Origin of the sequence: Mesorhizobium sp. M0698, from assembly GCF_040320455.1 — a bacterium.
Classification (GTDB): domain Bacteria; phylum Pseudomonadota; class Alphaproteobacteria; order Rhizobiales; family Rhizobiaceae; genus Mesorhizobium.
In genome coordinates, this window is sequence record NZ_JAMYPQ010000006.1 from 105,035 (window position 1) to 129,065 (window position 24,031).

At 60.3% G+C, this 24,031-nt stretch carries 19 protein-coding genes; 15 read left to right on the top strand and 4 right to left on the bottom strand.

Annotated features, from left to right (window positions below):
- The first annotated feature begins 364 nt into the window (after positions 1-364).
- Genes NKI16_RS15455 through NKI16_RS15465 form a run of 3 tightly spaced genes read left to right on the top strand, consistent with a single transcriptional unit; the run spans position 365 to position 4,000 of the window.
- The gene (locus NKI16_RS15455; RefSeq protein WP_352828561.1) at positions 365-1,579 is read left to right on the top strand and encodes a glycosyltransferase family protein; all 1,215 of its coding nucleotides are present in this window, start codon (positions 365-367) and stop codon (positions 1,577-1,579) included.
- A 1-nt stretch (position 1,580) separates the two neighbouring features.
- A complete protein-coding gene (locus tag NKI16_RS15460; protein ID WP_352782296.1) occupies positions 1,581-2,825 on the top strand; it encodes a glycosyltransferase in 1,245 nt (414 codons plus the stop codon).
- On the top strand, positions 2,822-4,000 hold the full coding sequence (locus NKI16_RS15465; protein ID WP_352570090.1) for a glycosyltransferase family protein: 1,179 nt from the start codon (positions 2,822-2,824) through the stop codon (positions 3,998-4,000). Before NKI16_RS15460 ends, NKI16_RS15465 begins: the two co-directional genes overlap by 4 nt.
- 213 nt (positions 4,001-4,213) lie before the next feature.
- Here the strand turns inward: NKI16_RS15465 and NKI16_RS15470 are convergent, their stop codons facing one another.
- Positions 4,214-4,882, bottom strand: a complete 669-nt coding sequence (locus NKI16_RS15470) for a class I SAM-dependent methyltransferase (protein WP_352470917.1) — start codon at positions 4,880-4,882, stop codon at positions 4,214-4,216.
- A 130-nt stretch (positions 4,883-5,012) separates the two neighbouring features.
- Between NKI16_RS15470 and NKI16_RS15475 the strand changes: the two genes are divergently transcribed.
- From NKI16_RS15475 to NKI16_RS15490, 4 genes are all read left to right on the top strand, one after another.
- A complete protein-coding gene (locus tag NKI16_RS15475) occupies positions 5,013-5,333 on the top strand; it encodes a hypothetical protein (RefSeq protein ID WP_352570089.1) in 321 nt (106 codons plus the stop codon).
- 17 nt (positions 5,334-5,350) lie between these two features.
- Positions 5,351-8,065, top strand: a complete 2,715-nt coding sequence (locus NKI16_RS15480; protein ID WP_352570088.1) for an ABC transporter transmembrane domain-containing protein — start codon at positions 5,351-5,353, stop codon at positions 8,063-8,065.
- Positions 8,066-8,222: 157 nt separating this feature from the next.
- Entirely contained in the window at positions 8,223-8,672 is a 450-nt protein-coding gene (locus tag NKI16_RS15485; RefSeq protein WP_023675957.1) for a cyclic nucleotide-binding domain-containing protein, read from the top strand.
- A gap of 122 nt (positions 8,673-8,794) precedes the next feature.
- Positions 8,795-9,649, top strand: a complete 855-nt coding sequence (locus NKI16_RS15490) for an MBL fold metallo-hydrolase (protein ID WP_352755869.1) — start codon at positions 8,795-8,797, stop codon at positions 9,647-9,649.
- Position 9,650: 1 nt separating this feature from the next.
- Here NKI16_RS15490 and NKI16_RS15495 read toward each other — a convergent pair whose 3' ends face one another.
- Both NKI16_RS15495 and NKI16_RS15500 read right to left on the bottom strand, forming a co-directional pair.
- Entirely contained in the window at positions 9,651-10,475 is an 825-nt protein-coding gene (locus NKI16_RS15495) for a polysaccharide deacetylase family protein (protein WP_352570086.1), read from the bottom strand.
- Entirely contained in the window at positions 10,472-11,560 is a 1,089-nt protein-coding gene (locus tag NKI16_RS15500) for a glycosyltransferase family 4 protein (RefSeq protein ID WP_352570085.1), read from the bottom strand. Before NKI16_RS15500 ends, NKI16_RS15495 begins: the two co-directional genes overlap by 4 nt.
- A 74-nt stretch (positions 11,561-11,634) precedes the next feature.
- Here NKI16_RS15500 and NKI16_RS15505 point away from each other — a divergent pair, with 74 nt between their 5' ends.
- From NKI16_RS15505 to NKI16_RS15540, 8 genes are all read left to right on the top strand, one after another.
- Positions 11,635-12,813: a DUF3095 domain-containing protein gene (locus NKI16_RS15505; protein ID WP_352457190.1), complete on the top strand. Its 1,179-nt coding sequence runs from the start codon at positions 11,635-11,637 to the stop codon at positions 12,811-12,813.
- A gap of 105 nt (positions 12,814-12,918) precedes the next feature.
- On the top strand, positions 12,919-14,262 hold the full coding sequence (locus NKI16_RS15510; RefSeq protein WP_352570084.1) for a nucleotide sugar dehydrogenase: 1,344 nt from the start codon (positions 12,919-12,921) through the stop codon (positions 14,260-14,262).
- A gap of 45 nt (positions 14,263-14,307) precedes the next feature.
- On the top strand, positions 14,308-15,648 hold the full coding sequence (locus NKI16_RS15515; RefSeq protein WP_352570083.1) for an adenylate/guanylate cyclase domain-containing protein: 1,341 nt from the start codon (positions 14,308-14,310) through the stop codon (positions 15,646-15,648).
- 148 nt (positions 15,649-15,796) lie between these two features.
- Positions 15,797-17,692, top strand: coding sequence for an ABC transporter ATP-binding protein (locus tag NKI16_RS15520; RefSeq protein ID WP_352570082.1), 1,896 nt, complete (start codon positions 15,797-15,799; stop codon positions 17,690-17,692).
- The gene (locus NKI16_RS15525; RefSeq protein WP_352570081.1) at positions 17,689-19,587 is read left to right on the top strand and encodes an ABC transporter substrate-binding protein; all 1,899 of its coding nucleotides are present in this window, start codon (positions 17,689-17,691) and stop codon (positions 19,585-19,587) included. Before NKI16_RS15520 ends, NKI16_RS15525 begins: the two co-directional genes overlap by 4 nt.
- Positions 19,588-19,589: 2 nt before the next feature.
- Positions 19,590-20,588: an ABC transporter permease gene (locus NKI16_RS15530; RefSeq protein WP_352570080.1), complete on the top strand. Its 999-nt coding sequence runs from the start codon at positions 19,590-19,592 to the stop codon at positions 20,586-20,588.
- Entirely contained in the window at positions 20,585-21,766 is a 1,182-nt protein-coding gene (locus NKI16_RS15535; RefSeq protein ID WP_031211575.1) for an ABC transporter permease, read from the top strand. The genes NKI16_RS15530 and NKI16_RS15535 overlap by 4 nt, the downstream gene beginning before the upstream one ends.
- 207 nt (positions 21,767-21,973) lie before the next feature.
- Entirely contained in the window at positions 21,974-22,453 is a 480-nt protein-coding gene (locus NKI16_RS15540; protein WP_352457162.1) for a class I SAM-dependent methyltransferase, read from the top strand.
- A 37-nt stretch (positions 22,454-22,490) separates the two neighbouring features.
- Here the strand turns inward: NKI16_RS15540 and NKI16_RS15545 are convergent, their stop codons facing one another.
- Positions 22,491-23,906: an adenylate/guanylate cyclase domain-containing protein gene (locus NKI16_RS15545; RefSeq protein ID WP_352782297.1), complete on the bottom strand. Its 1,416-nt coding sequence runs from the start codon at positions 23,904-23,906 to the stop codon at positions 22,491-22,493.
- Positions 23,907-24,031 lie beyond the last annotated feature (125 nt).

The window sequence follows — 24,031 nt, forward strand, 5'->3', positions numbered from 1 at the left end:
GCTCCGGCTTCCCACCGCCAAGGCACATCATGGTTTAGGAGCTTGGCTTAGACGCTCGAAGTGAAGTACCCAGCCCATACCTTATTCCATTCTGGAGTTTCCACGTTGATCGTAGCGGTCAAGGCCGCCGAGAATCCGAGATGGTCAATACCAGTGAAATGATGCAGGTTCTTCTGGACCACGTGGCAAGCAGGCCGCTGAGCAGACGTAGCTTCCTGGTTTCAGCATATGGACCCTCTTTGTAATACGAATTGAAAATTGCGCCCTCATGTTTCAGAACAGGTCGGTAGACCCGCGAGGATGATTTCGAATCCTGCGGGTCGCTCACGGTCCTCAAGGCGAGAATTCTAAGAGACGTTCAACAATGACCCAGCACGCAGAAAACGCTCGAATTCTCATGTACAGCCACGACACGTTCGGGCTCGGCCATTTGCAGCGCTGCCGGACTATCGCGCATTCGCTGGTCGAGGATTTCCGCGGACTTCAGGTGCTCATCATTTCGGGTGCGACTATCGCTGGCGCCTTCGATTACCGCGCCCGTGTCGACTTCGTGAAGATCCCCAGCGTCATCAAGCTGCGCAACGGCGAATACACCTCGCTGGAAAAGGACATCGATCTGCATGAGACGCTAAGGATGCGCCAGTCGATCATCCGCCATACAGCTGAGACCTTCCGGCCGGATATCTTCATCGTCGACAAGGAACCGCTCGGCCTGCGCGGTGAGATTGAGGACACGCTGTCCTACCTCAAGACGCGAGGCACCACGCTGGTGCTTGGCCTGCGCGAGGTGATGGATGCGCCGCATCTGCTCGAAGCAGAGTGGGCACGCAGAGACGTGATGCGCAAGATAGGCGTCTTCTACGACAAGGTCTGGGCCTATGGTCCGCCGGATTTCTACGATCCGTTGACGGGCTTGGATGTGCCCCCGGCTGTCAGGGCAAAGATGAGGTTCGTCGGTTTCCTGCAACGGAGCCTGCAGCGGAACGAGTTGCCCGGCCACCGACCCGAGGGCGACTATATCCTCGTTACTACCGGTGGCGGCGGTGACGGCGCCGATCTGATCCACGACGTCATCGATGCCTATCAACAGGATCCGCAATTGCAGCATAGAGCCCTGATCGTGCTTGGGCCTTACATGCCGGCGCGCAAGCGCAACAAGCTGCTCAAGAAGGGGTCCAAGATCCCCTACATCAAGATCATCGAGTTCGACAACCGGATGGAAGACCTGATTGCCGGCGCCAAGGCGGTAGTGGCGATGGGCGGCTACAACACCTATTGCGAGATACTGTCTTTCGACAAGCCGGCGCTGATCGTGCCGCGCGTCGAGCCCCGCCAGGAACAACTGATCCGCGCACGGCGCGCAGCCGAACTCGGCCTCATCGAGATGCTTTTGCCGGAAGAAGCCGAGGATTCCGGGCGGTTTGCTGATGCACTGAAGGTGCTGCCGGACCGGCCCCGCCCATCGCAGAGCAATCCGCATCTGACGCTGGAAGGGCTGCCTCATATTTCCGAAATCGTCGCGGAACTGCTCGACCGGCGGGCCGGCCATCACCTTTCGGTCATTGAAGGAATGACCTGAGTTGCAACATCGCAAGATCGTCGTGGTTCTGAAGGGTTATCCGCGGCTGTCCGAAACCTTCATCGCGCAGGAACTGCTCGGTCTTGAGCGTGCGGGGTTCGACCTGATACTCGTCGCGCTCAGGCGGCCGACCGACGAAAAACGCCACCCCGTGCATGACGAGATCAAAGCGCCCGTCCATTATCTGCCGGAATATCTGCATGAAGAGCCGCTGCGCGTGCTTCGCTCGCTGTTTGCCTGTCTGCTGCGTCCGGGCTTCTGGCGCGCGCTCGGATCGCTGGCTGCCGATATGCCCCGCGACTTTACGCGCAATCGCGCGCGCCGCTTCGGGCAAGCGCTCGTGCTGGCGGCCGAATGGCCGGAAAACGCGGGCTGGCTGCATGCACATTTCGCGCACACGCCTGCATCGGTGACGCGCTATGCCAGCCAGCTTCGTGGCCTGCCCTGGACCTGCTCGGCCCATGCCAAGGACATCTGGACTTCGGCGGACTGGGATCTGGCCGGCAAGCTTTCCTCGGCGCGCTGGACGGTCACTTGCACGAAAACCGGCTTCGACCGTCTGAAAAAACTCGCTAACGGCAACTCGTCTGTGCATCTGAGCTATCATGGGCTCGACCTTGATCGCTTCGGCAGTTACGGCGAGGCGCGAAAGCAGCATGACGGCTCGGCTCTGGACGAACCGGTTGTCGTTCTGAGTGTCGGGCGCGCCGTTGAAAAGAAAGGTTACGATACGTTGCTGGAGGCCCTTGCCCTGTTGCCCGGCGATTTGGCGTGGCGTTTCGAGCATATCGGCGGCGGCGAAGAACTGGAACGGTTCAAGGCGCTGGCGCAAAAGCTCGGCCTGGATGGTCGCGTCTCTTGGAAAGGCGCGCTAGCGCAGGAGGAGGTGCTTGAGCACTACCGCCGCGCCGACATCTTCGCCCTGGCCTGCAGGATCACCGCAAATGGCGACCGCGACGGTCTGCCGAACGTTCTGGTGGAGGCGGCTAGCCAGCGGCTTGCCTGCGTGTCGACCGATATTTCCGGCGTGCCGGAGTTTTTATCGCCGGATGAAACCGGGTTGCTGGTTCCGACGGAAAACCCGATTGCCCTGGCACAGGCGCTGGAGCGCCTGATCCGTGATCCCGTGCTCCGCGACCGCCTCGGCGACGCCGCAGAGCGGCGCGTGCGCGGCAATTTCGATCATATGGCAAGCATTGGACAGCTCAAGGAACTGTTCGAGCGGGAGTGGCGGGCCGCCGAATGAAGCGGCTGCGCGCTTTCTTCTATGTCCAGCACCTGCTCGGCATCGGCCATCTCGCGCGCGCCAGCCGCATTGCGGCGGCTCTGGTCGATGACGGGTTTGACGTTACCGTCGTGACCGGCGGAGCGCCGATCGCCGGGTTTCCGGGACTGGGTGTACAATCTGTAACCCTGCCACCTGTCACCTCCGGTGATGAAGGATTTTCGGGACTTGTCGACCTGCAAGGCAACCCGATCGACGATGATTTCAAGAAATGGCGTTCAGAGATGCTGCTGCAGGCATTCCGGGATTGCAGGCCTGATATCGTCATTGTCGAGGCGTTTCCATTTGGACGCCGGCAGATGCGTTTCGAACTCTTGCCGCTGATCGAGGCCATCGACGCGACGTCGCCCAGACCGCTGCTGGCGACGTCCGTCCGTGATATCCTCCAGGAGCGCGTCAAGCTGGGCCGAAACGAGGAAACGGTCGATCTCATCAACAGGCATTTCGATCTTGTTATGGTTCACGGCGATCCGGCTTTCGCAACCATCGACAAGACATTTCCACTGGCTGGGGCGATCAGGGCCGAGGTCACCTACACGGGGCTCGTTGCCGCGCCGCCATCGCCCGCGGCCTCCGAGCGCTTCGACGTTCTGGTGTCGGTTGGCGGCGGGGCTGCCGGAAAGAGCCTTGTCAGATCCACCATCGCAGCGGCGCGGAATGCCAACAACGCTTGGAAATGGTGTTTGATCACCGGCCCAAACCTGCCGAAAGACGAGTTTGACGCGATCGCACGCGATGCCACGCCGGGCCTGTCCATCTTCCGGTTCCGCGAGGATTTCGCCAGCCTGCTGACCGGCGCCCGCCTGTCAGTCTCGCAGGCGGGTTACAACACGGTCTGCGATGTCCTGCGCGCGGGCTGTCGCTCCCTGCTCGTCCCATTTGCAGCCGGCGGGGAAACCGAACAGACGGTTCGCGCCCTGATGCTCGAAGAACTCGGTCTTGCAACGGTGCTGATGGAAAAGGACCTGACGCCTGAAGGTTTGGCGCAAGCGGTCGAACAAGCGCTTGTGGAACCGACGCCATCCGCGCATCGTCTCGATCTGGAAGGCGCGCGTCGCTCCGCGCAAATCCTGCGCGAGCGGCATCGAACATGGTCCCTAAACGTGGGGCCCGGTTTCGGAAAAGTTCATGATTAAACAGACGATAGATCCTAGAGCGGTTCATCGTTCCACGCAGAACCGCTCTGTCTCTTTGTTTTGACGCAATTCCGGACGGAAAGCCGTTTCCACACTTTCCTGCAAATGCTCTAACGCGCGTCGCGTCTGGTGAGATTCGTGCGACGCGCTTCAAGTCCTGTTTTTATGCGTGTCGTTGTCCCAAAACCGCTACGCGCTTTTGGGCGAAATGCATTAAACAGTTCCAATCAGCATGAAGCGCGTATAATTTTTTGTCGGCAGTTCGCCGGAGAACCGCACCTCCCGTAGCGCCGCCATTTCCTCGAAGGCTGCAAGCGAAGCCACGCAGTTGATGTGCGTCGGCTCGCTGAAATAATCGTTCGATTGCAGCAGTACATTCGTGCCCGGCGGAAGCAGAGCAAGCCAGGCGCGCAGATCGGCTATGTGTTCGCAGCTCGTATTGATCATCAGATCGGGCCGCCCGGCCGCATAGTCGAGTGCGTACATATCTGCCGTCAGCGCCCGGAACCGGTCGCCGGCTTCCCGGTTGAGGGTCCGGGCGACCGGCGCGACTTCGGGATCGATGTCGATGCTATCGACCGCCGCGATGTCGAAGCGAGCGTCGTTGAAAAGCATTGCCGGCAATACGCCGTACCATCCACCCAGAACCCATATGCGCCCGAAGCGGCCGCCGCCGCTTTCGAACAGCCTGTCGAGCGCCCACATCTTGCAGGCGACCTGCTTGTGGTTGAAGGCGTTGGCGATATCGGCCTTCGGATGCTTGGCGACGACGCGCGCCAGCCCTGCCACGAGAGGGCAGTTGACATAAGCAGCAATTCCCCGCGTGAGGTCCAAGGCTTGCTCGTGCCAGTCCATGGCATTGCGTGGTTGCGTGACATCCATCATAATTCGTCTTGTATGTTGGGATTTTGGGCGACACAACGCAATCTTGCCTTCCGCAAGACTGTTTGATTCCGCGGACGTGATCATGCTGCAAGCCGCTTGGCTATTGCCCGGTGCCGGAGAGAGCCTGTTGCATCTGTCCGGATCATCGGCGTCCATCCGCCAGCACCAGCCGCGCAGCTGCGGCCTCGTGCTGCTCGGCTGTTCGCCAAAGCCCTACGAAAGCCGCGGACCGTTTGGCCAGCTGCTTTCTTCGCCGATCAACAATGCCCATGTCGTTGCCATCGACCATGCGCCGGAACTGGATCGCGCCGCCTCGCAGGTTCCTTGCATCGTTGAGCGCAGGACAAGGTCCGTGCACAGCAGCTTCGAACTTGTCGTTGGCGATGAAGAAATTGCCGATACGCCATTCGCCAGCAGGTGCTTTTACATCCTGCATCCTTCCAACTGAAGGGTCCACAGTCGCATATGGAAGCCAGCCTAGCCCGCTATATCTGGACGCACACCAAGAAGCAGCAGCTCTGGATATTGATGATCGTCGTGCTTTCGATGATCCCGTATTTCATGTCCTTCGACCTGCCGAAGCTGATCGTCAACGGACCGATCCAAGGTCGCGGCTTCGAGCAACCGGGCGCGACCCAGCCATTCATGAGGCTACATTATAACCTGCCGTTCATTGGAGAGGTCCAGTTCTTCTCCGGTTTTCAGCTCGACCGCGAGGAGACCCTGTTTGCCCTGAGCCTTGTGTTCCTCTTGCTAGTCGTCATCAACGGCCTGTTCAAATTCTACATCAACACCTACAAGGGCCGCCTCGGCGAACGCATGCTGCGGCGTATCCGCTTCGATCTGGTCGACCGTGTGCTGCGTTTTCCGCCGGTTTACTTCAAGCGGGTGAAATCCGCCGAAGTGGCGACCATGGTGAAGGACGAGGTGGAGCCGCTGGGCGGCTTCATCGGCGACGCCTTCCTGCAGCCGGTACTGCTCGGCGGCCAAGCGCTGACGGCCATGCTGTTCATCATGATCCAGAACGTCTGGCTCGGAATGATAGCGGTCGTGATCGTGGCGATCCAGATCGTGCTCATCCCGCGAATGCGGCGGCGGCTGATCGTGCTCGGGCGCCAACGGCAGTTGACGGCGCGCGCGCTTTCGGGCCGGGTTGGCGAAATCGTCGACGGCATCGGCGCGGTTCACGTCCACGATACATCAAACTACGAGCGCGCCGACATAGCTGCCCGGCTCGGGCTCATCTTCAAGATCCGCTTCGATCTTTACCAATGGAAATTCATGGTGAAGTTCCTCAACAATTTTCTCGCGCAGCTCACGCCCTTTCTGTTCTACATGATCGGCGGGTATCTGGTCCTCCAGGGGCGGCTGGACGTCGGCCAGCTCGTGGCCGTGATCGGCGCCTACAAGGACCTGCCCGGACCGATGAAGGAACTGATCGACTGGGATCAGGATCGGCAGGATGTCCAGGTCAAATATCAACAGGTCGTTGAACAGTTCACCGTCGAAGGTCTCATCGCGCCGAAAATCGGGGTATTGACGATCGACGATCCCGATCCGATGACCAAGCCGCTGTCGGCGATCAATCTGTCCGTAGCAGACGATGGCGGTGCAATGCTCCTTAACCGTATCTCCCTCCAGGTCAAGCCGGGTGAGACGGTGGCACTGGTCAGTACCGCAACAGGTGGAGCGGAGGCGCTTGCAGAAGCCTTCGCGCGGCTGAACTGGCCGGACAGCGGAAGGGTCGCTTCGGGCACCGACGACCTGCTTGAACTCCCCGAAGCAGTAACCGGCCGGCGCATGTCGTATGCCTCGTCGGATGTTTTCCTGTTCCAGGCAAGCCTCCGCGACAACCTGCTCTACGGGTTGAAGCATGCGCCGCTGACATCGGTGCCTTATGACGGTGCTGCGGCAGATCAGCACCGCTGGAACATTCACGAGGCGCGCCGGTCGGGCAATCCGGATCTTGATATCCACAGCGACTGGATCAACTATGCTTCCGCTGGCGCTACCGGCCCGCACGACCTCTTTGAAGCCGTGCGCCGGGTGCTCGACGCGGTTGTTCTGTCGCGTGACATTCTGGATCTCGGCTTGCGCTCTTCGGCCGATCTCACGCGTCACACGGAGCTTGCCAGGCGGATCGTCGAACTGCGTGCGGCGCTGCGGACCCGGCTGGAACAAGAGGGGCTGAGCGGACTGGTGGTTCCTTTCGAACCGGGCGCCTACAACAAGGAAGCAACGATCGGCCAAAACCTGCTCTTCGGCGCTGCCGCCGGCCCCGAACTGGCCGATAGGGCCCTGGCGGCCAATCCCTATTTTGCTTCCGTGCTGAGGCAAGCCGGCCTCGACCGCACGCTCTACGAAATGGGCTTGGAGATCGCCAAACAGGCGATCGAGCTGTTTGCCGACCTGCCGCCCGATCACCAGTTCTTCCAGCAGCTCGCCTTCATGAGCGCGGAGGAGATACCCGCCTACGAAACCTTGCTGCAACGGCTCAAGAACCGTCCCTACGAGGCGGTTTCGGAGAACGATCGCGCCATGATCGTCACCTTGAGCTTTGCCTACATCGAGCCCCGGCACCGCTTCGGCCTGCTGAGCGACGAGCTGATGAGCAAGATCGTCGCTGCACGCAACCGGTTCTATGAAGACCTGCCGCCCGAGCTGCACAATGCGGTCGAACGGTATGATCCTGCCAAATACATTGCCGCGGCCACCGTCATGGATAATGTCCTGTTCGGGCGTGTGGGCAACAATCATCCCGACGCGCCCGACCGCATACGCTCCATCGTCTATGACATTCTTGACGAACTGGGGCTTTATGGCGAACTTCTGGATGTCGGCCTGGACTTCAACGTCGGCTCCGGCGGCAGGCGGCTGACCGGTGGACAGCGACAGAAGCTCGATGTTGCCCGGGCCTTGCTCAAGCGTCCCGATTTTCTCATTCTCAACCGGCCGCTGTCGGCGCTAGACCAGCGCATGCAGGATAAGGTGCTGCGAAATGTGCTCGAGGAAGCCAGGCGCGACGGCCATTCGCCGGCAATTGTGTGGGTCGTGACGAATCCGGCAATGGCGATGATGTTCGATCGCGTTATCGTCTTCGACTCGGGTCAATTGGCGGAAGACGGAACACACGAGACACTTTTGGCAGGGAACGGTATCTTCAAGGAACTGTTGTCATAGAGCAACGGACATTCAAATGGGATCATTCTGCCGGTGCACGATATCGGGCTCGCCACCTTTCGCGTGGTTTGTCTCGCCATCCCGGAAAGAGAATTGATTCCATCTGGGCGTCCGTTGCTCTAGTCTGGCAAACGCGAATTTTGGAAGGTTTGCGACAATGCTGCTCAAGGATGAAGTTGGAATGCTGCAACGCGTTCCCTTGTTCTCTGCCATCGAGCCGACAAAGCTCAAGCTGCTTGCGTTCACATCCGATCGTGTGAGCTACAGCGCCGGCCAGATCCTTTTCCGGCAGGGCGACGAGGGAGACGCCGCCTATGTCATCCTTTCAGGCAGGGCGGATATTCTTGTCGATTCCGACAGCGGACCGATAAAAGTTGCCGAACTGGAGCCAAATTCGATCGTTGGCGAGATCGCCATATTGTGCAACAGCTCCCGCACTGCCACCGTCAGAGCGGCAAGTCCGCTGGAAGCCCTGAGAATCCGCAAGGATCATTTCCTGAGGCTTATGAGGGAGTTCCCGGAAATGACCATCGAGATATTGCGGGTTCTTGCCGATCGCCTAAGCCATACGACCGCGGATCTGATCGACGCACGAAGCGCCAAATAACGAAGGACGTGCGCTCGATCCTCGCCGTCGTGACGGCACTGTCCTCTCGCTGAGAAGATCACCCGGAGAAAGCCTGTCTCGCCTAGCAGCAGTTGTTTGGATATGATGGGCGAAGGGGTAGCATGGACGACAACGTTTTCCTGGTCAGGTTTTGGGGTGTCCGCGGCAGCATTTCGGTATCAGGGCCAGAATTCTCTCGCTATGGCGGCAACTCAATCTGCGTCGAGATGCGATGCGGTAAGCATACGCTTCTGTTCGACGCAGGCTCTGGCCTACGGCCTGCCGGCGCGGCGCTTCAGGCGTTGGGCGTGACCGATTTCGACCTGCTTTTCACCCATTGCCATTACGATCACATCATCGGGCTGCCGTCTTTTGCGCCGATCTATGACCGGGGCGCCAAGGTTACGCTTTGGTCCGGGCATCTTGCAGGACACATGACGACCCGGCAGATGGTCGATGAGTTCATGCGGCCGCCGTGGTTTCCGGTGAAACTGGAGGCCTGCAAGGCAAGCCTCGACTATCGCGATTTCGTATCCGGAGACGTGCTTCGCCCGCGCGAAGGGGTGGTGGTCCGAACCGGCAGTCTTATGCACCCGGGCGGCTGCATAGGCTACCGGGTCGAATGGGGCGGCGGCGTCGTGGCGGTGATCACAGACACTGAGCACGAGCCGGACAAACTCGATCAGGCGGTGCTCGGCCTGATCGAAGATGCCGACCTCGTCATTTACGATTGCACCTACACCGAGGAGGAAATGGAACGCCGCCGCGGTTACGGGCACTCGACGTGGCAACAGGGCGTCAAGCTCTGTGAGGCGGCCGGTGCGCGGAGGCTTGCGCTGTTTCACCACGATCCGACACGCACCGACAAGGAACTGGACAAGATCCAGAAACTGGCCAAGGACAGGTTTACCGGCGCTTTTGCCGCGCGGGATGGCCAGACGCTCAAACTTCCAGTCCCATTGCGCAAAAGGCGCTGAGCTATTTTCCTCTATCTCTTTGTTTTGACGCAATTCCGGACGGAAACCGTTCATACTTTCCTGGAATTGTTCTACCGGCGCTGCGCCCGATCAATGTCCTGATCGGAAGCCATGCGCAGGCTTCAGTCTGTGCGGTGACTGTGAACAGCCGTTCGAGGAAGAGCCAGGCCGATTCATCATGTACGAGATGGTGGGTGAGCAGGCCCACCGGTTCGCCCCCATCGAATGCATGCTGCAATTGCGCGATGATAGCCTGAACCAATAGGCCATGATCGCGGCAGCCGCGCGTGCCATGCCAATCCATGATGTCGACATTGCTGTTGATGACCGCAAGTGAAGCCGGCCTTGGCGGCCCATAGACCGACAATGCCGAAAATCCTATCGATCCAAGGTCGGATACCAAGCCGGCGTCGATCCTGTTCCAGGGTGGCACCAGCATCGGAACGGCACGTGCGCCGTGCAGGCCGGTTACGTGCGCCAGCCCGCGAGCCAGATCATCGAGCACCGCCTCGCGTGGCCGATGCGCGCCGAGCTCCTGCTTCTTCTGGCCCTCGGGCGCATGATTTCGGTGCGCCCAGCCATGGATGGCGACCGTGGCATGCGGCGCCTCGTCAAGCCGAACGACAAGCTTCTCGTCAGTCAGGGCGGGAATGACGGCCAGAGTCACCGGAACCGCGAATTCACCGGTGAGGTCGAGCAACCGATCAAGCGCAGGCGTCGGATCCACGGCGTCATCGTCGCGCAGCCAGAACTCTGCCTTACGGTCCGCCCGCTGCCGGCTCGCCAGTTCCTCCACCAAGGGTTGCCAGATTTGATCGGATGTCATGAGACCGGGATCTTCGCAAGAAGTTCGGCCAGACGCGCCGCTGCAGCACCGAGAGAACGTTCTTCGAGGATGAAACGTCTGGCTTCTGCGGCCATGATGGATCTTTCGTCGTTACGGGCCAGAAGCCTTTCAATGGCAGAAGCGAACGCCGCCACATCGTCCGGCGGGGTGAGAAACCCGGCCTGGCCATTCCGGACGACCTCCGGCACGCCGGCGACGTCCTGAGCCACAACCGGAAGGCCGGCGGCCTGTGCTTCAAGATAGGCAACGCCATAGGCCTCGCCGAAACCCGGCCAGACGTAAATTCCCCCACTGTAGAGGACATCCGGCACGGCGGCTGGCTCAATCGCGCCAAGCCATTCGATACGCTCGGCGGGCAAGCCGGCGAATTGCGCTTTGATCTCCTCGCGGGCAGGTCCGTCCCCGACGACCGACATGGTCCAGGGCAGGTGACCGATCGAACCGAGCGCCTGCGCCAGCATGCGATAGCTTTCGACTTTGTCGCCCGGGCGCATCATGGCGACGGTAACGAGGCGCGTCGGACAACCCCGTGCCGGCGTTTCCCGGAATAGCGAGGTGTCGATGAAGGGCGAAAGCATGCCGAAAGCGGCGTCGGGTACCGCATCTGCCAGTCCCTGACGATCCCTTTGCGTGAAGCAGATGTTCAGCACCGCCTGTTCGACGGCTCGCGCCACCAACGCTTGCGTATCGGCCCACAAACCGGTGTTGCGCCGCCTCGAATGGGAGGCTTCCGCTGTCACATAGGGGACACCAAAGGCCAACGCCAGTTCGGGCCCGATCAGGTCGGGCGCCTTGTAATAGGGATGATAGGTGAACCACAGATCGGGCTTGCCGTCACGATCCCAAAGCCTTGCCAGCCGCGCGGCTTCCTCCCGGGCCTCGATCTTGAGCGCATCGAAACTTTTCCAATCCGGTTCGCGTAGATAGAAGCGCAATTCGGATGCCAGTTCGACGCTATGTCCTCCATGCTCCAGCGCCTTGACCAGCATCCGTGCCATCTGGCGGTCGCCGGAGGCAACGGGATGATTGGGCGACTTCAGCGGCGCATAGAAGGCAATTCGCATCGCCGGACCCTATCATCGGAAAGCCTGCGCAAGTCAATTTCGAAGCATGATCGACTTCACCCTCAAGCACTGGAATGTGCTATCTGATGCTCATGGAAACAGCTGCCGCGTCCGATCCGTTTGTTGCTTCTCTGCCGGTCTTCGCAAAGTTTGAAAGCGTTGCCGATATTGATAACTATCGGCCTCTCCCCGATGGCTGGGCGCTGGCCACCGCAGACATCGTCGGCTCGACCAAGGCGATCGAGGCGGGGCGCTATAAAACCGTCAATATGGCCGGTGCCAGCGTCATTTCGGCGCTGCTCAATGCGCTGGGTAGGCAAGATCTTCCCTTTGTCTTCGGCGGCGACGGCGCGCTCGTGGCGTTTCCCGGCTCGGCGCTGGAGATCACCCGCAACGCGCTGGCGGCTGTCCAGAGATGGGTGGCGGACGAACTGGATCTGACCTTGCGTGCCGCAATCGTGCCGATAAAGGATATAAGAGCGCAAGGCCTCGACGTTCGCGTGGCGAGGTTCCAGGCCTCCGATGCGGTCTTCTATGCCATGTTCGCCGGAGGTGGCGGCAGTTGGGCGGAAGCCGAGATGAAAGCGGGGCGCTACCGCATCGATCCTGCGCCGGCCGGCGCGCGGCCGGACCTGACCGGCCTCTCGTGCCGCTGGAACCCGATCGAAGCCCGGCATGGCGAAATCGTCTCGATCATAGCCATACCGGGGGCGTCGCGCGACTTGCGCGGTTTTCAGTTTCTGGTTTCCGACATCATCGCCCTTGCCGGCAGGCAGGAACGCGATGGCCACCCGGTGCCGGTGAACGGGCCGGACTACAGTTTGCTGCCCGCCGGCCTCGATATCGAGGCGCGGGCCACGGCGCCGGCAGGACGGCGATGGCTGTCGAAGCTGTGGATAGTGTTCCTGATGACGCTTACGGCTGTTACGGATAGATATGGCTGGACGATCGGCAGATTCGATCCGAAGATCTACAAACGCGAAGTGGCCAGCAATTCGGATTTCCGGAAGTTCGACGATGGCTTAAAGATGACCATCGACGTTGACGCGGATGTGTTGCAACGGATCGAGAACCGGCTGAAACAGGCGGAAGAGGCGGGCATCTGCAACTATGGCCTGCACCGCCAGAAATCGGCCTTGATGACATGCCTCGTCGCATCGCCGCTGCAGCGCGATCACGTTCATTTCATCGATGGCGCCGCCGGCGGCTATGCGATGGCTGCCGCAAGCCTTAAGGCGAAGGTGCCGGTCTGACGGCTTGCGGACATCGATTTTCCGCAATATGCCTCGGGGCTCTTGTGAGCGGTGAGCCTCACCATGGAAGCGGACGGCCTGTCCGAATTGACGGGAAGCAGATTTTTGGACGCCTCACGATCGACATATGACCGTCTTCTGAACCGGATTTCGACGCGTGCCGCGCAAGTCGGCGTGATCGGACTGGGCTATGTCGGGTTGCCGCTGGCGGTTGCGATCGCACGCGCCGGCTTCCCTGTTTGCGGCTTCGACATCGAAGCCCAAAAGGTCGAGAGCCTGAACAACGGACAATCCTACATCGAGGCGGTGACGTCGACAGCCCTTGCCGGCCAGGTGGCGAGCGGACGGTTCCGCGCCACTGCGGATTTTGCCGAACTGGCCGTCTGCGATGTCATCATCATCTGCGTTCCGACACCACTGACGAAACACCGCGAGCCGGATCTCTCCTTTGTCAGGAACACCGCCGGCACCATCGCGAAGCATCTGCGTCTCGGCCAGCTGATCGTGCTGGAATCGACCACCTATCCCGGCACCACCGACGACGTGATCAAGCCCATCCTGGAAAAAATCGGCTTGCAGTCGAGGATAGACTTCTTCCTCGGCTTCTCGCCCGAACGCGAGGATCCCGGCAACCGCAGCTTTGAAGTCGCGACGATCCCCAAGGTCGTGGCAGGTGACGGCATTGAAGCGGCGACGCTCGTGCAGGCTTTCTATCATGGCGTGGTCAAGACCGTCGTTCCGGTTTCCACCACGGCGACCGCCGAGGCGGTCAAGCTGACGGAAAACATCTTCCGCTCGGTCAACATAGCCCTCGTCAACGAGTTGAAGATCGTGCTCGGTGCGATGGGAATCGACATCTGGGAGGTGATCGAGGCGGCAAAGACCAAGCCCTTCGGCTACATGCCGTTCTATCCTGGCCCTGGACTTGGCGGGCACTGCGTTCCGATCGATCCCTTCTACCTGACGTGGAAGGCTCGCGAATACGAACTGCCGACCCGCTTCATCGAGCTGGCGGCAGAGATCAACACGGCCATGCCGCGTCATGTGGTCGATGAACTGGCGAAGGCGCTGGACCGGCGCTGCGGCAAGGCGCTCAGCCGCTCGCGCATTCTCATCATCGGGCTCGCCTATAAGAAGAATGTGCCCGACATCCGCGAAAGCCCCTCATTGCGGCTCATTGAACTCATCGAGGAATGGGGCGGCAAGGCGGAATTCCACGATCCGCATGTTACCGAAATCCCGGCCACACGGGAGCATATGGCGATCAAGGGGCGTCGCTCGGTCGAATTGACCGATGTGGCCTTGAAGGATTTCGACGCTGTCGTCGTTGCAACCGACCACGACGCGATCGACTATCAGGCGATCGCGGATCACGCTCTACTGATCGTCGACACACGCAATATTTTTGGCCGCCTCGGGCTAGCCCGAGAGACGGTGGTGAAGGCCTGACGGCGTCCGAGCCGGCGAATTTGTGCAAGGAGATTTCGAGATAGCATGAGCACAGCGCAAGCAGAAATTTCTGCCATTCTCATGGATAAGGTTGCCGATTGGCTGACCCAATCGGCGTTGGCGGGCGACGACCTGGAAACATTGGTAAGGGGCTTTTGTGAACGGCTGGCTGCTGCCGGCCTGCCGTTGAAGCGGGTGCATTTGAGCTTTTCGATGCTTCATCCGCTTTATGACGCGCTCGGCTTCACCTGGCTCCGCGGCCAGGGCCTGGAAGTGGAAGGCTTCCGCAAGGAGAACGGCGTTCATTCCGACAGATTCCTGACCAGCCCATACTACCATCTGCTCAGCCACAAGCTCGACCATCTGCGGCGCCGGCTCGACCCGTCGGTGCCGTCGGAATTTCCTGTTTTCGATGACCTCAAGCTGATGGGCGTCACCGATTACATGGCTTTCGTCCATCCCTTCAGCGGCAACACCAGTCAGGGCATGATCGGGTCTTGGTCCACCGACAGTGCTGCAGGCTTCAGCGACAGCATGATTTCGGCGCTGCTGCGCATCCAGAACCATCTCGCTATCGCAACCAAGATGGCGGTGCTCACCAAGCTTGCCGACAACATGATGACCACTTATCTCGGCGGCGACGCCGGCAGGCGCGTGCTCGACGGCCAGATCAAGCGCGGCGAGGGTGATACAATCCGGGCGGCACTGGTCATGGGCGACATGCGCGGGTCGTCAAGACTTGCCGAAACCTCCGGCCGCGAAGTCTATATCGATACGCTGAACCAGTTTTTCGACGCCGCTGCTGCACCTTTCAATCGCAAGGGCGGGCAGATCATGAGTTTCATAGGTGATGGCTTCATTGCCGTCTACCCTTGCGCAAGGCACCGTTCACAGTCCGAGATCGCCTGCCAGGCTGCTCTTGCAGCAGCGCACAAGGCCACCGCGCGCATGATGGATCTCAATCTGCGCAGAAAGCAGCAGGGATTGAGCGACATAAACTATGGTATCGGCCTGCATGTCGGCAATGTGATGTTCGGCAATGTCGGGCTTACCGACCGGCTCACATTCTCTGTCTTCGGCTCGGCTGTAAACGAGGTCCAGCGCCTCCAGACCCTGACCAAGAAATATCCGCACAGCGTTCTCGCCAGCAAAGATTTCGCCAGCTATTGCGGCGCCAACAACTGGCTGGCGCTCGGCATGGAGGAACTGGCGGGCATCAGGCAGAAGCTAACGGTGCTTTCACCCGATTTGTCGGGTACTCTCTCGCTCGACGAAGACGGTGCGCTGGAGCCGATTTACGACCGAATATCGGACGCCGAGCAGGTCATGCTGCTTCATCGCAATGCCGCGCGGCCGTCCGCGGGCGACCCGAGGAAGCTCCAGTAACCGCCACGATCTGATCCGAACGCGTTTGGTAACAGTCCGGTCGCCGGTTCCGCCAGGGAACTGGCGACTGTTCGAATCCAAGTTGCTCTAGGCTGGCAATGCGATAGTCTCGCCTTCTGGACCTGCCAGAGTGGGGGCTGGTGTGAGAATGAATTTGGGCGTTGATCTGCTGCGGATCGAGGATGTTGGCATCTCTTTTGCCATTATAGGGGGACCGTTGCATGCCGTCAGGCGTGCAAATCTTCGCGTCCTGCCCGGCAAGGTTACCGCGCTTGTGGGCGAGTCCGGTTCCGGAAAATCGGTTCTCAGCCAGGCAGTGATGGGCATTTTGCCGAACACAGCCCATGTTCGCGGCCGTATCCTGTTTTCCGATCCTGAAAAGCCCGGCACGACGCAGGATATCCTGCAGATGCCGCGTGACGGACTCGAAATCCGGGCGTTGAGAGGCAGCCGCATCGGCAAAATATTTCAGGAGCCGATGACATCACTGTCGCCGCTGCATACGATCGGCAATCAGGTGAGCGAATCCCTGCAGATTCATACGCCCATGGCTTGGGTGGAGCGCAAGGCGCGGACCGAGGAAATGCTCGGACTTGTCGGCTTTCCCAACCCCAAGCGCGCCTATGACATGTATCCCTTTGAACTTTCGGGAGGATTGCGTCAACGCGCCATGATCGCCATGGCGCTTATCTGCCGGCCCGCGCTGTTGATCGCCGACGAGCCGACGACGGCGTTGGACGTCACCATCCAGGCGCAAATCCTGCAATTGCTGCGCGAGCTTCAGACGAAGCTGAACATGGCGATGCTGCTGATCACGCACGACCTTGGCGTAGTCGCCAACGTCGCCGACGAGGTGGTGGTCATGTACCATGGCGAGATCATGGAAGCGGGACCTGTGGAGGCGATATTCCGCCGGCCGGGCCACCCTTACCTGAAGGGCCTGATGGCAGCCGTTCCGCATTTCGACCTGAAGCCCGGCGAAAGGCTAAAGGCGCTCCGCGAGGTGCCGGTGAATGTCGGGAACCTGCTCGGCAAGCAGACGGCGCCGGCATCGAAGGGGCCGGACGACATCCTGCTGTCGGTCAGGGATCTGACAAAGACCTTCACGATCCGCAAGTCCGGATGGTTCGGCGGAGATCATCAAACCTCTGTTCGCGCCGTGGACGGCGTGAGCTTTGATATCAGGCGGGGTGAGTGCCTGGGTCTTGTCGGCGAAAGCGGCTCCGGCAAAACCACCGTCAGCAAGATCCTCATGCGGGCTGTCACCCCTAGCGGCGGCTCTGTGATCTTCAATGGCCGCGATGGTCCGATCGACGTCTTGGAAGCCGAGGGAGACGCCCTGCGCATGCTGCGCGCGAAAATCCAGATGGTCTTCCAGGATCCGGTTTCGTCGCTTTCACCCCGCATGACGGTGGAGAACATTTTGAGCGAGCCGCTGGAAATCCATCGACGTGGCAATGCCGCGTCCCGACTCGCCACGGTCAAGAGCCTGATGCAGGCAATCGGGCTCGACCCGCGCTTCATAAAGCGTTATCCGCATAGTTTCTCCGGCGGGCAGCGTCAGCGTATCGGCATCGCGCGCGCGTTGGCGTTGGGGCCTGAACTCCTGATCTGCGACGAGCCGGTTTCGGCACTCGATGTCTCTGTCCAGGCGCAGATCCTGAACCTTCTGAAGGACCTGCAGAAGGAACTGGGCCTGACCTACCTGTTCATATCCCACAACCTGGCGGTGGTGGACTACATGGCAGACCGCATCGCGGTGATGTGCGGCGGGCGTATCGTCGAGCTCGCGCCGCGCGAAATTCTGCTTAGGAAACCGGTCCACCCCTACACGCGCTCACTGGTCGCCGCAGTACCTTTCCCCGATCTCGACAGGCCGATGGATTTCAAGACGCTGAAACTCAGCGGCGCTTCCGACACCAGCGCATGGGGACCGCAATTCCGCGACGAGGGCGACGAGGACATGCTGTCGCCGCTCGATCTTGGCGGCGGCCACCTCGTGCTGGCCCGAAGTTCGGCCGATGTCAGCGAGCTACGCCATTGATCAGCCGGCGCACCGTCCTTGGACTCATGGCTTCGGCATTTCTGCCGGGCACGTTGCGCGCCGGCGATCTGGAGCCGGAATTTCTTGAGCCGCAGCTGAAGGCCAGAGCGCTGCCGGCACTCGCCGAACGCCTGCCCAAGCGCCCGCGCGCGTTGAATCTCGCTGCGATGGGCCGGCAGCCCGGCCAATATGGCGGCACGCTGCGCACGATCATCGGCAGCCAGAAAGATATCCGGATGATGACGATCTACGGGTACGCTCGCCTGGTCGGCTATGACGAAAAGCTTAACCTGCAAGCCGACATTCTCGAAAGTTTCGATGTAGCGGATGATCGTGTCTTCACTTTCAAGATACGAGAAGGACATAAATGGTCTGACGGTAGCCTGCTGACGTCGGAGGATTTTCGCTATTGCTGGGAAGATGTCTGGCTGAACGATGAGCTTTCGCAAGGCGGGCTTGCCCCGGCCCTGCTGGCGGACGGCAAGCCGCCACGCTTCGAGATCGTCGATCCGTTGACGGTCCGCTATAGTTGGGATGCGCCCAATCCCGACTTCCTGCCCAAGCTCGCCGCTGCTTCGCCCCTATCGCTTGTTCTGCCGGCCGCCTATCTCAAGCAGTTCCACAAGAAATACCAGGATCCATTCCGGCTCGCCGGCCTAATGAAGGAGAACCGGGCCCAGAAATGGACGCTCTTGCATATCCGCATGTCGCGGCAGTATCGCCCGGAGAACCCGGAACTGCCGACGCTCGATCCCTGGCAGAACCGGACCAAGCCGCCGGCTGAGCAGTTCGTCTTCGAGCGGAACCCGTTCTTTCATCGAATAGACGAGAATGGCCGGCAACTGCCCTATGTCGACCGGATTGTCATGAATGTCAGCTCGTCGGCGATCATTTCCGCCAAGACCGGTGCGGGCGAGAGCGACCTGCAAGGCATGGGAATTGACTTCACCGATTACTCCTTCCTGAAGGATGCGGAGAAGCGCTACCCGGTGAAGATGCATCTCTGGAAACGCACACAAGGTTCGCGGCTGGCGCTGCTGCCCAATCTGAATTGTGCCGACCAGGTGTGGCGTGGCCTTTTTCGTGACGTGCGCGTGCGCCGCGCACTTTCGCTCGCTGTGGACAGGCGCGAGATCAATTTGGCTGTGTTCTACGGATTGGCGCAGGAAAGTGCCGATACGGTCCTGCCGGAGAGCCCGCTCTACCGGCCGGAATTCGCGAAAGCCTGGGTCGCCCATGATCCCGACCAGGCCAATGCCCTGCTCGACGAGGTCGGGCTTCAGGCGCGTGACGATGACGGCCTGCGGATACTTCCCGACGGACGCTCGGCGCAGCTCGTAGTGGAAACGGCCGGCGAAAGCACGCTGGAAACCGACGCGCTCGAGCTCATCACCGATCACTGGCGCAAGATCGGCATCGCCCTGTTCATCCGGACTTCGCAGCGCGACATCTTCCGCAGCCGCGCGCTTGGTGGCCAGATCATGATGTCGATGTGGTCGGGCATCGACAATGGCGTGCCGACCGCCGACATGAACCCCTACCAACTGGCCCCAACCGTCGATGACCAGCTGCAATGGCCGCTCTGGGGTGCTCACTACTTGTCCCGTGGCAAGGTCGGCGAAGCGCCCGATCTTCCGCCCGTGGTCGAGTTGATGGCTTTACTCAGGCGCTGGAACGCATCGACCGAAGCCACGGAGCGCGCCGAGATCTGGAATTCAATGCTGTCGATCTATACCGATCAGGTGTTTTCGATCGGCACGGTAAACGGAACGCATCAGCCGGTTCTGGCATCCTCGCGGCTGCGCAATCTGCCTGACAAGGCGCTCTACGGCTACGACCCGACCGCCTATTTCGGTGTCTATATGCCGGATACATTCTGGCTTGGAGAGTCCTGAGCGTGCTTCGATATTTTGTCTGGCGCATCGCCGTGATGGTTCCAACGCTGCTGGTCATATCGGCACTGGTGTTCACGATCATCGAACTTCCCCCAGGCGACTATTTCGACAGCTATGTTGCCGAGCTTCGGGCTCAGGGCGAAGCGGTGGATTCCGATCGCATCGAGATGATGCGCAAGGAATATGGTTTCGACAAGCCACCGGTCATTCGCTACTTCTACTGGGTCGGCGGGATGCTGCACGGCGATTTCGGCTATTCCTTCGAATATGAGCTGCCGGTTCGCGACGTCGTCGGGGACCGAATGTGGCTGACGGTGCTGGTTTCCTTCGTCACGATCATCTTTACCTGGCTCATCGCCTTTCCGATCGGCATGTACTCCGCCACGCATCAATACAGCTGGGGCGACTACGGCCTGACTTTCTTCGGCCTTCTCGGCCTTGCGATTCCGAACTTCATGCTGGCGCTGATCCTGATGTATTTCGCCAACATCTGGTTCGGCACGTCTATCGGCCATCTCATGGACCAGCAATATCTCGGCGAGCCGATGAGCTGGGCCAAGGCGAAGTCGATCCTCGCCCATCTCTGGATTCCGGTCTTGATCATCGGCACCGGGGGCACGGCAAGCATGATCCGGCGGCTGCGCGCCAATCTGCTCGATGAGCTACATAAGCAATATGTCGTGACCGCGCGGGCCAAAGGCCTTCATCCCTTCAGGGCGCTGGTCAAATATCCGCTGCGCATGGCGCTCAATTTCTTCATTTCAGATATCGGCTCTATCCTGCCGGCCATCATCTCCGGCGCCGAAATCACGGCAATCGTGCTGTCTTTGGAGACGACCGGGCCGATGCTGATCAAGGCGCTGCAAAGCCAGGACATGTATCTGGCAGGGTCGTTCCTGATGTTCCTCGCCTTCCTGACGGTCATCGGCGTCCTGATTTCCGACTTGGCGCTGGCGCTACTTGATCCGCGAATTCGTTTGCAAGGCGGCAGCACCAAATGAACACGCAATCGCCGCTGCCCGCTCCGGGCGCCCCGCTGCAACACTACGTTTCCATTGCGCCCTTTGACCTGGAGTCGGTCGAGGCGATGACGCCGGAGCAGTCGAAGGTCTTTCAGGCGTCGCAGCTGCGGCTGATGTGGTGGAAATTCCGTCGGCACCGGCTTGCCCTTGTATCCGGCATATTCCTGGCAGCGCTCTATTTCGGGATACTGATCTGCGAGTTCCTGGCGCCCTACGATCTGCACACGCGCAACATGGACTACATCTATTCGCCGCCGCAGCGAGTGCACCTGTTCCACAACGGCCAGTTCGTCGGGCCGTTCGTCTATGGCCGCCAGATGACGCTGGATATGGACACGCTCAAGCGGAACTACGTCGAGAAACAGGATGATGTTCAGCGGATCCGTTTCTTCTGCAAGGGCGACAGTTACCGGTTCTGGGGCCTTATCGAAGGTGACAGGCATTTTGTCTGCCCCGCCGAAAACGGCCAGCTCTTTCTGGCCGGCACTGACAGGCTGGGGCGCGATGTGCTCTCGCGCATCATCTATGGCGCACGCATTTCACTGACAATCGGCCTCGTCGGCATCAGTTTCAGCTTCCTGCTCGGCATTGTCATCGGCGGACTGGCCGGCTATCACGGCGGTATCTTCGACCTGATCGTCCAACGGATAATCGAAGTTCTGCAATCGATCCCCAGCATTCCGCTATGGCTGGCTCTGGCGGCGATTATGCCGATAACCTGGAGTCCGATCCTGATCTATTTCGGCATCACCGTCATCCTCGGGCTGCTCGACTGGACCGGACTGGCGCGGGCCGTGCGTTCAAAGCTTCTGGCCTTGCGCGAGGAGGATTACGTTCTGGCCGCGCAATTGATGGGCGCCAGAAGCAGCCGCATCATCGGGCGGCATCTCATTCCCGGCTTCATGTCGCATCTGATCGCGACGGCGACGATCTCCATACCTGGCATGATCCTGGGCGAGACGGCGCTGAGCTTCCTCGGGCTCGGGCTGAGGGCACCGATAACCAGCTGGGGCATCCTGCTCACCGAGGCGCGCAGCGTCAGCGTGATCGCGTTCTATCCATGGCTGCTTTTGCCGATGCTCCCCGTCGTTCTCGTCATCTTGGCGTTCAACTTCCTCGGCGACGGGTTGCGGGACGCCGCGGACCCCTACAAGTGACAGCGCTATTCCGCCGCGCGCAGTGCCGCCGACTCCACCCGTATGATCCTTGTCGGCAACTGTTCGCTTGTTGCAGTGTTCATCGTCCGCCTCTACACGCGGCAAGACTCGATCGGGGTTTAACACGTCGGCCTCGGGTTTCAGCCGCGAAACGCTCTGGTCGGGGGCAGTTGATTTCGTGAACTGGTTCTGGACATACAATCGCACATGAGTCGCCTTGACAGTTTCATCCGGAGGATGACCGCACAGCGCGACATACTTGATCATGTCTGCGCCGAGGTGGCAAAGATGGAGGGGCCCGTGCTCGAGCTCGGCCTCGGCAATGGCCGGACGTTCCACCATCTGCGCGAGCGCCTGCCCGGACGCCGGATCGTAGCGTTCGACCGCGCACTTGCCGCACACGCCAGCTCAATTCCCGAAGCTGAAAACCTCGTGCTCGGCGAAATACGCGAGACGGCGAGCAGGTTCATTGGCATCGACGCCGCTCTTGTTCATGCCGACATCGGCACCGGCTATGAAGATCGCGATGCAGTGACCTCTACCTGGCTTCCCGATCTGACCGCGCGCCTGCTTCGCGTCGGCGGCATCGCGGTCAGCGGCACGCCGCTCGATCACCCGCAGTTGCAACGCCTCCCGCCGCCACCTTCGGTTCCCGCCGATCGTTATTTTATCTGTAGGCGCGTGTGAGGGGCCGGGACGAGCCAAATCTTCAGGGGCCAAGCCTTCAGGGGATCGTATATACTGCTATCTCCCGGTCAATGCCGCGCAGCGAGACCTCGTGGGGCACGGGCGTCAGCGCGTTCCTGTGCAAGAGATCGGCGGTGAGATTGTCGTCGACCACCGCCCGAGTGGCGAAGATCGCCTGTGCGTTGGCAAGGTTCTGGACCCGCGAAGCAATGTTGACCGTCTGGCCGAAATAGTCCTGTCGCTCATTCATAGACACGGCGATGCAGGGGCCGGCATGGACTCCGATCTTGAGCAGCAGATCCTCGCGCCCGCTCTTGTCGTTGAGCGTACGCATGGCATCGCGCATCCTGAGGGCTGCAGCAATCGCACGATCAGGCGTCGCGAAGGTCGCCATCACCGCATCACCGATCGTCTTCACCACGGCGCCTGCCTCCGCCGTGACGATCTCGTGCAGAACCTGGAAATGCTCGCGCACGAGATCGAAGGCTGAAAGGTCGCCCACCCGCTCGTAAAGCTCGGTCGATCCGCGCAGGTCGGTGAACAGGAACGTCAGGCTGGTGATCTTCAGGCGCTGGTTGATGTCGAGTGTATCCGTGCGATAGAGATCGCGGAACGTCTGGTTGGTGAGCAGGCGCTTGGCGGTCAGGAAGGGCCGGCGTTTTCCCAGGAAATCATGCAATGCCTGGCCGGCGATGAAGACCGTCGGCAGCACGCGGGTGTCGGTCCGGTTTTCCAGCGAAATGCGCAACGGGCCGGGTTGCATCTCCAGCGTCTGGTTCTGGACATGGTCGCGGTCGAAGGCCAAAGAGAGGCTCCGGCGCTCCTTTGTTGGTTCGCCCTTCCCGTCGATGAACTGCGCTGAATGGGTGACCGGCTCGAAGACGATGATGAATTCAGACGGAAGCTGTATGGTCAGAACCGCCTTTTCACCGGGCGCAAGCTCGATATCCTCCAGGGAGAACGCTTCTAGCTTTTTCGCGAAATCCTCTTCCGGCAGATCGACGCCGGACGCCCAGTAGATCTGGCGGAAATATTCCGCCACCGGCAGTTCGTGTGGATTGTGGGCGGCAATCCTGCGCACGCGGGGACTGACGGTGAATGTCACCTCGACCATCTCGTCGAGGGTCGGTGAATAGCCCTCTGAGCACAGCGCGCAGGTGTATTCGTCCTTTTGCAGGGTTTTCAGCGTGGCGTTGGTGTCGAGCACGCCGCCACAGCCGGGGCACAGAACATTCCAGGAAATGTCGAAGATGCCCACCCGCGCCGCATGGAGAAAGGCGCTTATTGCGCGCTCCTCGTCGAGGCCATGCTTGCTGGCGAAGGCTGGCGCATTGATGCGGCAAAGTTCGTGGTCCTCGCCCTCCGCGATGGTTCGCTTGATCGCGTCGATCGCCTGCGGATCGACATCGGCCGATTGTCGCAGAAGTGAGAATAGATCCTGAGCTTCGTTCATCGTGCAGGCTCCGGAAAATGCACCTCGAGGCATTTTGACCGGACCGATCTTTGGTCCGAGTATTCCATCTTACTTCGAAACGGACCGTACGGCCATTCGAATGGATAAGCCTGGTGACCGTTCAA

Excerpts from the sequence above, each read along its gene's own strand:
- NKI16_RS15470 (WP_352470917.1), bottom strand. The coding sequence starts at position 4,882 with ATGGATGTCACGCAACCACGCAATGCCATGGACTGGCACGAGCAAGCC.
- NKI16_RS15485 (WP_023675957.1), top strand. The coding sequence starts at position 8,223 with ATGCTGCTCAAGGATGAAGTTGGAATGCTGCAACGCGTTCCCTTGTTC.
- NKI16_RS15455 (WP_352828561.1), top strand. The coding sequence starts at position 365 with ATGACCCAGCACGCAGAAAACGCTCGAATTCTCATGTACAGCCACGAC.
- NKI16_RS15535 (WP_031211575.1), top strand. The coding sequence starts at position 20,585 with ATGAACACGCAATCGCCGCTGCCCGCTCCGGGCGCCCCGCTGCAACAC.
- NKI16_RS15490 (WP_352755869.1), top strand. The coding sequence starts at position 8,795 with ATGGACGACAACGTTTTCCTGGTCAGGTTTTGGGGTGTCCGCGGCAGC.
- NKI16_RS15495 (WP_352570086.1), bottom strand. The coding sequence starts at position 10,475 with ATGACATCCGATCAAATCTGGCAACCCTTGGTGGAGGAACTGGCGAGC.
- NKI16_RS15540 (WP_352457162.1), top strand. The coding sequence starts at position 21,974 with ATGAGTCGCCTTGACAGTTTCATCCGGAGGATGACCGCACAGCGCGAC.
- NKI16_RS15480 (WP_352570088.1), top strand. The coding sequence starts at position 5,351 with ATGGAAGCCAGCCTAGCCCGCTATATCTGGACGCACACCAAGAAGCAG.
- NKI16_RS15515 (WP_352570083.1), top strand. The coding sequence starts at position 14,308 with ATGAGCACAGCGCAAGCAGAAATTTCTGCCATTCTCATGGATAAGGTT.
- NKI16_RS15520 (WP_352570082.1), top strand. The coding sequence starts at position 15,797 with ATGAATTTGGGCGTTGATCTGCTGCGGATCGAGGATGTTGGCATCTCT.
- NKI16_RS15505 (WP_352457190.1), top strand. The coding sequence starts at position 11,635 with ATGTGCTATCTGATGCTCATGGAAACAGCTGCCGCGTCCGATCCGTTT.
- NKI16_RS15545 (WP_352782297.1), bottom strand. The coding sequence starts at position 23,906 with ATGAACGAAGCTCAGGATCTATTCTCACTTCTGCGACAATCGGCCGAT.
- NKI16_RS15465 (WP_352570090.1), top strand. The coding sequence starts at position 2,822 with ATGAAGCGGCTGCGCGCTTTCTTCTATGTCCAGCACCTGCTCGGCATC.
- NKI16_RS15500 (WP_352570085.1), bottom strand. The coding sequence starts at position 11,560 with ATGCGAATTGCCTTCTATGCGCCGCTGAAGTCGCCCAATCATCCCGTT.